At 71.1% G+C, this 11,655-nt stretch carries 11 protein-coding genes; 8 read left to right on the forward strand and 3 right to left on the reverse strand.

The genetic code is table 11. The annotated features are described in order from the left end of the window. Together G6022_RS17070 and G6022_RS12720 are read left to right on the forward strand one after the other, a co-directional pair. Positions 1-682, forward strand: a 682-nt coding sequence (locus tag G6022_RS17070; RefSeq protein WP_182691681.1) for an NlpC/P60 family protein, incomplete at its 5' end; no start/stop codon positions are given. Between the two features lie 52 nt (positions 683-734). Next, entirely contained in the window at positions 735-1,868 is a 1,134-nt protein-coding gene (locus G6022_RS12720; protein ID WP_182639265.1) for a glycosyltransferase family 4 protein, read from the forward strand. 30 nt (positions 1,869-1,898) lie between these two features. Here G6022_RS12720 and G6022_RS12725 read toward each other — a convergent pair whose 3' ends face one another. Further along, positions 1,899-3,698 (reverse strand): long-chain fatty acid--CoA ligase, encoded by a 1,800-nt coding sequence (locus G6022_RS12725; protein WP_179525042.1) that lies wholly within the window; start codon positions 3,696-3,698, stop codon positions 1,899-1,901. 145 nt (positions 3,699-3,843) lie between these two features. Here G6022_RS12725 and G6022_RS12730 point away from each other — a divergent pair, with 145 nt between their 5' ends. From G6022_RS12730 to G6022_RS12750, 5 genes are all read left to right on the forward strand, one after another. Further along, positions 3,844-4,305, forward strand: coding sequence for an SRPBCC family protein (locus G6022_RS12730; protein ID WP_182609375.1), 462 nt, complete (start codon positions 3,844-3,846; stop codon positions 4,303-4,305). Beyond that, positions 4,302-5,189 (forward strand): hypothetical protein, encoded by an 888-nt coding sequence (locus G6022_RS12735; protein ID WP_182616893.1) that lies wholly within the window; start codon positions 4,302-4,304, stop codon positions 5,187-5,189. The genes G6022_RS12730 and G6022_RS12735 overlap by 4 nt, the downstream gene beginning before the upstream one ends. 71 nt (positions 5,190-5,260) lie before the next feature. Next, the gene (locus tag G6022_RS12740; RefSeq protein WP_304815659.1) at positions 5,261-5,974 is read left to right on the forward strand and encodes a lysophospholipid acyltransferase family protein; all 714 of its coding nucleotides are present in this window, start codon (positions 5,261-5,263) and stop codon (positions 5,972-5,974) included. A gap of 5 nt (positions 5,975-5,979) precedes the next feature. Then, positions 5,980-6,477, forward strand: a complete 498-nt coding sequence (locus tag G6022_RS12745) for a polyadenylate-specific 3'-exoribonuclease AS (RefSeq protein ID WP_182639303.1) — start codon at positions 5,980-5,982, stop codon at positions 6,475-6,477. Positions 6,478-6,512: 35 nt separating this feature from the next. Further along, positions 6,513-7,919, forward strand: coding sequence for a 3-deoxy-7-phosphoheptulonate synthase class II (locus G6022_RS12750; RefSeq protein ID WP_179525047.1), 1,407 nt, complete (start codon positions 6,513-6,515; stop codon positions 7,917-7,919). An 83-nt stretch (positions 7,920-8,002) separates the two neighbouring features. Here the strand turns inward: G6022_RS12750 and pknB are convergent, their stop codons facing one another. After that, entirely contained in the window at positions 8,003-10,186 is a 2,184-nt protein-coding gene (gene pknB, locus G6022_RS12755; protein ID WP_241731203.1) for a Stk1 family PASTA domain-containing Ser/Thr kinase, read from the reverse strand. A gap of 101 nt (positions 10,187-10,287) precedes the next feature. On the opposite strand from pknB, the gene G6022_RS12760 reads away from it, so the two are divergent. Further along, positions 10,288-10,656, forward strand: coding sequence for an Rv2175c family DNA-binding protein (locus G6022_RS12760; protein WP_179525049.1), 369 nt, complete (start codon positions 10,288-10,290; stop codon positions 10,654-10,656). Here the strand turns inward: G6022_RS12760 and mptB are convergent. Continuing rightward, positions 10,625-11,655 (reverse strand): polyprenol phosphomannose-dependent alpha 1,6 mannosyltransferase MptB (gene mptB / locus G6022_RS12765; protein WP_182691685.1); only part of this gene is annotated, 1,031 nt, incomplete at its 5' end. The genes G6022_RS12760 and mptB overlap by 32 nt on opposite strands.

The following is an 11,655-nucleotide window of genomic DNA, read 5'->3' on the forward strand; positions in this document are numbered from 1 at the left end:
GGCCGCCGTCCTCGCCGAGAGCCCCCGGGACCTGGTCGACCGGCTCGGAACCCTCCAGCGACTCTCCGGCACCACCACCAGTGCACTGGACGCCTCGCGTGCCGCCTCGGCGGAGGCCGCCCGCCTCCGCGGGGACGCGCTCGCCGCCTCGGAGATCGCTCGGGCCTCGGCCCGGGACGCCCGGAGTCGGGCTGATGAGCTCGATCGGCGCTCGGAGGAGATGCGGGTGCGGATCGATGAGGTGAGACGTCGTGTCGACGCCCTCTCGGACGCGCAGCGTGCGCTCTGGGCCGGCGGCCCCCTGGTCCCGCCCGGTTACGTCGCCCCCGCGGTCGACGGCGTCAACACGGCGGCGCTGAACGTGGCTCTCACCCGGCTCGGTGCCCCGTATTCCTGGGGGGCGACCGGTGCGGACGAGTTCGACTGTTCGGGCCTCATGGTGTGGGCGTACGCGCAGGAGGGGAAGACGCTCCCGCGGTCCAGTCAGGCGCAGGCGGTGTCGGGCGCGCCCGTCGCGATGGCCGACATCCAACCGGGTGACCTCGTCATCTACTACCCGGGGGCGACACACGTCGGCATGTACGCCGGCGACGGACTGGTGCTGCACGCGTCGACCTATGGGGTCCCGGTCAAACTCGACAAGGTCGACTCGATGCCGATCAGCGGGATCCGTCGGTACTGACGCGGGGACTCCGGGCGGGGCCTCCCCGGACACTGTGGCAGTCTCGGACGTGATGACGAAGACCCTGCTGATCACCAACGACTACCCGCCGCGACCCGGCGGCATCCAGTCGTACCTGGAGACCTATCTGGCGCATCTCGATCCCGAGGACGTGGCGGTCCTCGCCTCGACGTTCCGGGGTAGCGACTCGACCGACTACGACGACTCCCGTCCCTACCTGGTCGAGAGGGTGCCGACGGAGATGCTGCTGCCCACGCCGGAGCTCGCGGTGCGTGCGCGGAGGCTCGCCTCGGACTTCGGGGCGAGCACGGTGTGGTTCGGTGCGGCGGCGCCGCTGGCCGTGATGGCGCCCGTCCTCCGGGAGGGTCCCGTCACCCGGATCGTCGCCAGCACCCACGGTCACGAGGTGGGGTGGTCGATGCTGCCGGGTTCGCGGCAGGTGCTCAGGCTGATCGGGGAGTCCACCGACGCCGTCACCTACGTGAGTGACTACACGAGACGTCGCTTCGCGGCGGCGTTCGGTCCACACGCCCGACTCGTGCACCAGCCCGGAGGCGTCGACACGGCCAGGTTCCGTCCCGATCCCGTGCGGCGTAGGGCGATCCGGGAGCGCTACGGGGTGGCGGACCGGGAGGTGATCGTGTGTCTCTCACGACTCGTCCCGCGCAAGGGTCAGGATGCGCTCATCCGCTCGTTGCCCGAGATCGCCCGCCGCGTTCCGGGAGCGGTCCTCGTCGTCGTCGGGGGTGGTCCGTACCGTCGCACGCTCGAGGGGCTGGCCCGCAGGCACGGGGTGTCCGACCGGGTGATCTTCACCGGTCGGATCCCGGCGGACGAGATCGTCGACCACCACCGGATGGCGGACGTGTTCGCCATGCCGTGCCGCACCCGGGGCGGGGGACTGGACGTGGAGGGGCTGGGGATCGTGTACCTGGAGGCGTCCGCCTGCGGTGTCCCCGTGGTGGCCGGCCGGAGTGGTGGCGCTCCGGAGACCGTCGTGGACGGGAGCACCGGTCTCGTGGTGGACGGGACCTCGGACGGCGAGATCGTCGAGGCCGTGGCCGGTCTGCTCTCGGACCGGCCACGCGCCTCCGCGATGGGCGTCCGCGGACGCTCCTGGGTTCTCGGGTCGTGGCGCTGGGAGGACCTGGCACGCGACATGCGGCGGGTGCTCTCCGGCGACTAACCCCGGCTCGAACCCCGACCCGGCCGTGGGTCAGGCGTAGAGGTCCTCGATCTGGGCCGCGAACTTCTGGTGCACCACGTTCCGCTTGACCTTGAGTGAGGCGGTGAGCTCCCCGGTCTCCTCGGTGAACTGGTCGGGTAGCACGTGGTACTTCTTGATCGCCTCGGAGTGGGAGACGGTCCGGTTGGCCCGGGACAGCGCCTGGTCGAGATGCTCGATCATGTCCGCGTCCCGGAGCAGCTCGTACAGCGAGCCGGTCTTACCGTGGTGGGCCTTCCACCGCTCCAGTGCCTCCGGGTCGAGGGTGAGCAGCACCGAGATGAACGGCTTGCCGTCGCCCACGCACACCGCCTCGGCCACGAGCGGGTCGGCCCGGAGCGCGTCCTCGAGCTGGCTCGGGGCGACGTTCTTGCCCCCGGCGGTGACGATGATCTCCTTCTTGCGACCGGTGATGGTCAGGTAGCCGTCCTCGTCCAGGGACCCGAGGTCCCCGGTCCTGAACCACCCGTCGGAGAACGCCTCGGCGGTGGCGCGCTCGTTACGCCAGTAGCCGGAGGTCACCACCGGGCCGCTCACCTCGACCTCACCGTCAGGTGCGATCCGGACCGCACACCCGGGCAGCGGCTGGCCGACGGTGCCGATACGCATCTGACCGGGGGTGTTGACCGCGATCGCGGCGCACGTCTCGGTGAGGCCGTATCCCTCGAAGATGTTGACACCGATGCCGTCGAAGAAGTGCGTCAGGCGCTCACCGAGGGGCGCCCCACCCGAGATGGCGATCTCACAGCGGCCGCCGAGCGCCGCGACGAGCTTGGCGTAGACGAGCTTGGCGAACAGGGCGTGGCGAAGCCTGAGCAGCGGCCCGACGCGTCCACTGCGGTTGGCCTTGGAGTACGCGACCGCGGTGTCGGTGGCCTTGTCGAACATCCAGGCCTTGACGGTGCCGCCGTCCTGGGCGGTGGCCTGGGCCTTGTTGAAGACCTTCTGGAACACGCGCGGGACGGCCAGGATGTAGTGGGGCTGCATCTCGGAGAACGTGTCCACGAGATTGGTCAGGTCCGACGAGTGGGCGATGCGGACACCCGCGTGGAACCCGGCGTAGGTGATGGCGCGGGCCAGCACGTGGGCCAGGGGCAGGAACATGACGGTGGTCGCGTCCTGGCGGAGGTACTGGTTCAACGGCGTCTCGAGGACCGCGAGGGCCTCGGACATGAAGTTGCGGTGGGTGAGCATGCACCCCTTGGGGCGTCCGGTGGTGCCCGAGGTGTAGATCAACGTCGCGGGGGAGTCGGCGGTCACCCCGGCGCGCCGTTCGTCGAGTACCGCGTCGGGCACCTCGGTCGCACCCGCGGCGAGGGCGTCCAACGCGGGGGTGTCTCCTTCGATCACGAGGACGTCGGGGGCCGCCTCCAGCCCGCTGATCCCCTCGCGGGTGGTGGCGGCGTGGGTCTCCTTCTCGACGATGGCGAGCCGGGCGCCCGAATCCTCCATGATCCACCGGATCTGCTCGGCCGAGGAGCTGTCGTAGACGGGCACCGTGACCGCGCCGGCGGCCCAGATCGCGAAGTCGATCACGTTCCACTCGTATCGGGTCGAGCACAGGAGGGCGACCCTGTCCCCGGCCTGGACGCCTCGGGCGACGAGACCCCGACCCACCACGCGGACCGTCTCGGCGAACTCCCGGTTGGTGACATCCGTCCACCGACCGTCGACCGGCCGCTGGAACGCCACGTTGTCCGGCGTCCGCTCCGCGCGGTCGTAGGCCGCCTGGGCGCAGGACCAGTCGTCGGGGACGGTGAAAGTGGCGGGGGCGGCGACGTATTCGCGCAAAGGGTCCTCCTGGTGGAGACGATCGATGGTCTAATCGCAGTGAGGACACACTATCCCCGGGGCCGGACGGCATCCACGTCACCCGTGTGCCCGGGCGCCGGTCGCCAGGGCGCATCCCGGCCGAAGATATGTGAAGCTGGGGGATATGAGCGAGGACAACGGCGCCCCCGAGGTGTGGCCGACCAGCGACTCCACCGTGATCGACGCGACGGTCGAGGACGTGATGGCCGTCATCTCGGACTTCGACTCGTATCCCGAATGGTCCACGTCGATCCGGGTCGCCGAGGTCCTGTCCGTCGGCGCGGACGGTCGTCCGGACCGGGTCCGGTTCGCCCTGGAGGCGGGCGCGATCGTCGACGACTACGTCCTCGCCTACTCCTGGTCGGCGGACCACAGGGTCGTCGAGTGGAGGCTGGAAAGTTCGGCGCTGCAACGTGCGCAGAAGGGCTCCTATCGCCTCGAACCGGTCGAGGGCGGCACCAGGGTCGACTACGAGCTGGAGATAGAACTCGTGGTGCCGGTGATCGGCCGGCTCCGCGACCGGGCCGAACGGCGGATCCTCTCCGAGGCCCTGCGTGAACTCAAGCGCCGGGCCGAGTCGCGGTGACCGGCGCCAGGGTCGCGATCGTCATGGGGGGCGACCCCCCGGCCAGGTCGGAGGTGACCGCGCAGTTCCTGCTCGACGCGGGCGGAACGGCCCTCATCCTGACCGGGGACCCCGGTGCGGTGGATCCGCGGCTGGACACGACCGACGAGGGGCCCGTGGAGGTCCGTGTCGACGACGCCACCGCGAGACTCGAGTCGTACAGGTCCGGTGCGGTGGATCCGGACGACGACGTGCTCGCGGCGCTGGCCGCCGGAGGGGACGCGCCCCTCGCCGCTGTCCTGGGATGGGAGTACGCCCGGCGGGCGGCCGCCGCGGGAGTGTGGGACGTGGTGGTGGTGGAACTCGACGGTGACCTCGCGGCGGTCCGGAGGATCGCGGCGGCGGGGGAGCTGACCGCGTTCGTGGAGTCGCGCTGGCCCGCGCACGTGCGGTTCGCCTCGATGGCCGCAGGTGACCGCGCGGACGCCCGGACCCGCGAGGCGCACCGACTGTCCCTCCTCGCGGCGGAGGTCTCGACGTTCCTCGCGGGTCCGGTCGAGGTGATGGTGGTCGGGAGCGCTCCGGAGCGGACCGCGGCGCTGGCGGCACTCGCACGCGGGGCGGTCACTCCCTCCGTCTCCCCGGACGGTAGTGGCGGATACCGGGTGGAGTTCCCGGTACCGGCTCGTCCGACCACCCCGCCCTCGGTCGAGGGCGACGGGCTCAGGGTGGTCCTCGACGGTATCCGGACGATGCTGCGGCTTCCCGCGTTGCTCTCCCGGTGCACTCTCGTCGCCTCGCACTTCGACCCCGGGGCGTGCGCCGTGATCGCCAGCTTCGTCCCGGATCCCGAGCTGTGGCCACCGAATCTCGTCCCGTCCGGATTCGCGGACCGATCCGGGTAGTATCCGCTCCGTCAACTCCCCAACGACGGAAGGTCCGGTGACCCAAGTTGCTGTACTGGTTGTTCAAGTACGTGCTGATCGGTCCCTTCCTGAGAGCGACCAGTCGAACCACGACCACGGGGCAGGAGAACTTCCCCGTGAGCGGGGCGGCACTGCTCGTGGGGAACCACTACTCCGTCGGCGACTGGTTGTTCACGGTACTCCTGCTCCCGAGGCGGGTCACCTTCCTGGCCAAGAGCGACTACTTCACCGGCACCGGGATCCGCGGCGTGCTCAGCAGGTGGTTCTTCGCCGGAACCGGTCAGCACCCGATCGATCGCACCAACGCGGACGCCGCTCAGGCCGCACTGAACGCCGGGATGGAGGTGCTCTCGGCCGGGCAGGTCCTGTGCATGTACCCGGAGGGCACCCGCTCACCGGACGGACGGCTCTTCCGCGGTAAGACCGGACCAGCGCGCCTCGCTCTCCGAGCCGGGGTGCCGATCATCCCCGTGGGGGTGATGGGGACGGGTGAGTACGTCCGTAAGATCAGCAGGTTCCGTCGGAGCCCGGTCGAGGTCCGAGTCATGATCGGTGAGCCGCTCGACCTGACCCCGTGGGCCGGGAGAGAAGGCGACCGTGCGGCGGAGCGGGAGATCACCGACGAGTTCATGAGGCGCATCCAGGCGATGACCGGTCAGGAGTACGTCCACGACATCTACGGCGCCGAGATGAAGAAGCGCTACGAGGCGGTGCGCAAGTCGGGACGAAACCTCCTCGACCAGCCTGTCGAGGGGCAGCGCTGACGCCGGTGCGCTATTTCTACGACTGCGAGTTCATCGAGGACGGCACCACCATCGACCTGGTCTCGGTGGGGGTGGTGGCGGAGGACGGACGCGAGTTCTACGCGGTCTCCACGGATTTCGACCAGGCCAAGGCCGGTCCGTGGGTCCGCCGGAACGTCCTGCCCAAACTGCCCAATCCCTCGTCCCCGGCCTGGATGTCGCGGGCGGGGATCCGCGACGGGTTGTACGACTTCGTCACCGCACCGATCTCCGGGCCGGTCGAGTTGTGGGCGTGGATCGGGGCCTATGACCACGTCGCGGTGTGCCAGCTCTGGGGTGACATGACCGAGCTGCCGGCGGCGATGCCGAGGTTCACGCGGGACGTGCGCCAGCTGTGGGAGATGGCCGGGCAACCGGAGCTGCCGCCTCACCCGGGCGGAGCCCACGACGCCCTCGGCGATGCCCGCCATGCGTTCTTGAGATTCCGGGCGATCGCGGCGAAGGCGCCCCACCTGGGTCTCTGAGGTCCGCGCCGGCGGCGGTGGCGTATCCTCGCGGGGTGAGCAACTGGACAGTCGACGTCGACATCGCACAGCTTCCCGACCTCCCCCCGCTCTCGGCGGACCTCGATCGGCTGCTGGCGGACGCCCTGTCGCGACCCGCGCTGCAGCAACCGTCGTGGGATCCCGATCACGCCGCGGCCATGCGCAAGGTCCTCGAGAGCGTGCCGCCCATCTGCGTGGCCTCGGAGGTCGAACACCTCTCGGATCGGCTGGCCGACGTCGCGCACGGTCGCGCGTTCCTGCTCCAGGGCGGGGACTGCGCGGAGACGTTCGAGGCCAACACCGAGCCGCACATCAAGGGCGTGATCCGCACGCTCCTGCAGATGTCCGTCGTCCTGACCTACGGCGCGTCCATGCCGGTGGTGAAGGTCGGCCGGATCGCCGGGCAGTATGCCAAACCGCGCTCCGCCGACAGGGACGCCACCGGCCTGCTCTCCTACCGCGGGGACATGGTCAACGGGCTCGACGCGGACGACACCGCTCGTGAGCACGACGCGTCGCGTCTGGTCCGCGCCTACGCCAACGCCGCCGCGGCCATGAACCTGGTCCGCTCCCTGACGGCCTCGGGGACGGCGGACCTGCACCGCGTGCACGAGTGGAACATGGAGTTCGTCGCCGGGTCGCCGGCCGGCGCGCGCTACGAGGCGCTCGCGGCGGAGGTCGATCGAGGGCTGCGGTTCATGGACGCCTGCGGTGTCTCCGACGAGAACCTGCGGTCGGCGGACATCTTCTCCTCCCACGAGGCGCTGGTGCTCGACTACGAGCGCGCGATGTTGCGCCTGGCCGACGACGGCACGGGCCTCACGGGTGACGCGGAGCAGGGGTTGTACGACCTCTCGGCCCACTTCCTGTGGATCGGGGAGCGGACCCGTGGGATCGACGACGCCCACGTGGCGTTCGCCTCACTCATCGAGAACCCGATCGGACTGAAGATCGGCCCCTCGACCACCCCGGAACTCGCGGTGGAGTACGTGGAGAAGCTCGATCCGCGCAATCGTCCGGGACGCCTGACCCTGGTCTCCCGCATGGGCAACGACAAGGTCAGGGACGCGCTCCCGCCGATCGTGCAGGCCGTCGAGGCCTCGGGACACAAGGTCATCTGGCAGTGCGACCCGATGCACGGCAACACCCATTCCACGTCGAACGGTTACAAGACCCGCCACTTCGACCGGATCATCGACGAGGTCCAGGGCTTCTTCGAGGTTCATCACGCCCTCGGCTCGCACCCGGGCGGCATCCACATCGAGCTCACGGGTGAGGACGTCACCGAGTGCCTCGGGGGCGCCCAGGACATCTCCGACCTCGATCTGGCCGGGCGGTACGAGACCGCGTGCGACCCGAGGCTCAACACCCAGCAGTCGCTGGAGTTGGCCTACCTGGTGGCGGAGATGCTCCGCAACTGAGCCGCGGCGTCGCGGGGACGGCCGGGCCCCGGGGACACTCGCCTCGCGGGGACGGCCGGGCCCCCGGGGCCGCCCGGTCGGCGTCAGCCCAGTGCGTCGATCTCGACCCCGCTGCCCCGTGCCACGACCCGCCCGGGCAGGGGGTTCTGGCCGTAGACGATCCCGCCCGGTGACCCCGTGTCGATGGTGGGGTTGAGCCCCGCGTCCCGGAGAGTCTGCTGGGCGTCCGATGCCCGGGCCCCCAGGACCACGGGGACGGTCACCGCGTTCGACGGGACGACCCGCAGCACGGCGTTCGCGGGGTCGAGTCGCCGGCCGGCGGTCGGGTCGGTGCTGACCACCCGGCCATCGGAGATCCGGCGGTCGGTCACGGGTGCCTCGCGGACGATGGTGAACCCGGCCCTGCTGAGTACGTCCGTCGCCTCGTCCAGCGGCACGTCCCTGATGTCGGGGACGGTGAGGGCGTTGGAGACCAGCAGCGTCACCCCGTCTCCGCGGGCGACGTCCGATCCGGTGTCCGGGTCGGTGCCCACGGCCAGCCCGCCGTCCACCTCGTCGTCGTAGACCCGTCTGACCTGCGAGACGGTGAGCCCGGATCCCTCCAGCGCGGCCCGTGCCTGCTCCTCCTCGAGGCCCGCCACATCGGGGACCCTCACCGGCGCGGGCCCCGAACTCGTCACCATCGACACCCTGGTCCCCACGTCGACGGTCGTCCCGGGCCGCGGTTCCAGGGCCACCACCTGACCGACCGGGACCGAGTCGGAGTGCTCGGTCCCGCCACGGACCGGTTCGAGGGAGTTCTCCCGCAGGAGTGCGGAGACGGTGTCGACGTCGCGTCCGGCACCCACCTCGGGCACGACCGGGCGGCCCACGGAGACCAGGACCGCGACCGTCTCGCCCCGGGGCACCCGGGCCCCGGCCTCGGGGTCGGTCCCGACCAGTCCCGCCCGGGGGACGTCGTTACTGAACGCGTCGCGGGTGGAGGCGGACAACCCCACCTCGTTCACGGCCTCGGTCGCCTGGCCCACCGACATGCCCTGGACCGCGGGGACGGTGACGAAACGGCCGGACCCGAGCCACCATCCGGCGACGGCCAGGGCGATGGCGACCGCCAGCACGACCACCAGCCACAGCAGACCGAGCCTGCGTCGAGGGCGGACGGGCGCCCGGTCCGACACCGGTTCCACCTCCCCTCGGGCGTAGGACTCCTCGGCGACGGGGGGCGGCGGGACCGCGTCGAGTCCCACCCTCGTGTGCATCCGTGTGGGGACGGGGCCGTCACCGTGGCCGAGCGCCTCGCCGCTCTCGCGATCGGCGGCGTCGAACTCCGTGGCACCGCCGGGCGCCGATCGCGCCGCGGCGGCGCGGGCCCGGGACCAGGACGACTGGTGGGGCGCCGGGACGACATAGGTGGGGAAGCGTCCGATCTCGGCCGCCCGGTCCAGGTCGTCGAGCATCTCCCCGGCATCCTGGTAGCGGTCCTCGCGGCTGCGTCGGGTCGCCCGGAGGATCAGGTGGTCGAGGTCCTCCGCCACGGAATCGGACTGGTCGGAGGGCGCCGGGACGTCGGTGTCCAGGCGCCGGTAGGCCACGGCGATCGAGTTGTCCCCGTTGAACGGGGGCTCGCCGGTGAGCATCTCGTAGGCGAGCACCCCCAGGGAGTACAGGTCGGAGCGCCCGTCGGTGTCGGCGCCGGAGATCTGCTCGGGGGAGAGGTAGGCGGCGGTGCCCATCACCACGCTCCGCGAGGTCGCCCTCGACTCGGCCACCGCACGGACGAGACCGAAGTCGGCGAGTTTGACCGCCCCGGTGGTGGAGATGAGGACGTTCTCTGGCTTGATGTCGCGGTGGACCAGCCCGGCCTCGTGGGCCTCGCGGAGTGCGCCGAGGAGGGGGCGGAGCACGGCGGCGGCGGCGTACGGGGGCATGGGTCCGCGCTCGTCCAGTAGTTCGCGCAGCGTGCCGCCCGGGACCAACTCCATCACGAGGAAGGCTGTGTCCCCCTCGACCCCCTGGTCGAAGACCTGGACGATGCCGGGGTCGGAGAGCCGCGCGACCGAGCGCGCCTCGAGGGTGAACCGGTCGACGAAGGCGCGATCGCCGGCGAGGGCGGGGTCCAACAGCTTGACGGCGACGTGGCGGTCCAACCGCTCGTCGGTGGCGAGGTGCACGATCGACATCCCGCCGCGTGCGATCACGGCGTCGAGCCGGTAGCGCCCGTCGAGCACGGTGCCCGGCCCTGGTAGCTGCCCGTCGTGAGTGGTCATGGAGTCCATTCTGCCCGTCGGCGTCCCGATCTCGGTATGCAACCGTGCCGTGCGCCCCGCGGTGGTGACCGCCGGGCCCCGCTGGGACTAACGTGGTGGCCGTGAGTACCGTTCCGCACTGCGATGACGTCCTGCCCGGGGACGTCGAGACGATCAATCTGCCCGAGGTGTCGCGGCGACTGGGCATCCCGGTCACCCGTGTGCACGACCTCCTCCGTGAGGGGGGGTTGATCGCCGTCCGACGTGCCGGGGTGGTGGTGGTCCCCGCGGTGTTCCTGGACGACGACGACGAGGTGGCGCGTTTCCTGCCCGGACTCGTCTCGGTTCTCCGTGACGGGGGTTACCGCGACGAGGAGATCCTGCGGTGGCTCTTCACGGAGGACGACAGCCTGCCGGGTCGCCCCGCGGACGCGCTCCACGGTCATCGCGCGCGGGAGGTCATCCGGCGCGCTCAGGCGATGGCGTTCTGACCCTTCCGGTGGCCCGCCACCACCACCAGGCCACCGCCAGTGAGGCGAGCACCGCGATCCCGGAGAGCACGGGGCTGTAGAGGCTGGTCGATCCGTTCGGACCTATCGCCATCACCAGGAACACGGTCATCCCGACCGCTGCCGTGGTGGCCCGGGGCCCCGGCCTCGCCAGCATCCAGAACGCGGCCACCCAGACGTAGTACCAGGGCCAGGCCAGCGAGTTGAGCACGACGAAGGCCAGCAACGCCAGCATGATGCCGCGGAGCGCCGTCATCCGGTCCCGGCGATGACGCCACCACACGGCCACCAGGACCACGGCGAGGACCACCCGCCCGACCTGCCGGGACACCGCGAGCACGTCCTCGAACCCGGGTGAGTCGGTGACCGCGTGGAACAGGTGCGCTGCCGCGGTCGGTGCGCTGAGGTAGTTGATCACCCTGTCGGACACGGCGATCGCGTCGAACCACCCGATCCCGGTACCGGAGGCGACGGTGGCCAGCCCGAGGACGGCCACCGCGATGGCGGCGGCCAGTGCCGTGTCCCCGAGGGCCCGGACCACCGGTCTGGTGACCGAGGGGTCCTCGCGCCGCCGGGTCAGCGCGATCCACAGCAGGAACGGGGCGACGATCACCGCGGTGGCCTTGAACGCCACCGCGATCCCGATCGCCGCGCCCGCCCACGCCCGGCGACCGTCGAGGGCCAGGACGACCGCCCCGAGGCAGGCGACGAGCGGGAAGATCTCGTTGTGCAGCCCGCCCGCCAGATGGATCACCGACAGCGGCGACGCGCACGCCAGCCAGACCGCGGCCCCCGCGTCCACCCCGGTCCGGCGGGCCGCCGTCACCAGCACCACGGTCAGTGCGGCCAGTGCCACCAACACCGCCACGCGCAGGACGACGATCCCCACCGCGGGGTGCCCGCCGGACACGGCCACCACGATCCTCATGAGGAGCAGGTGGAGCGGGCCGTAGGGAGTGGCGGTCGACCGCCAGTCGGGGC

It is taken from the genome of Dietzia sp. Cai40 (genome assembly GCF_014145165.1).
GTDB classification, from domain to species: domain Bacteria; phylum Actinomycetota; class Actinomycetes; order Mycobacteriales; family Mycobacteriaceae; genus Dietzia; species Dietzia natronolimnaea.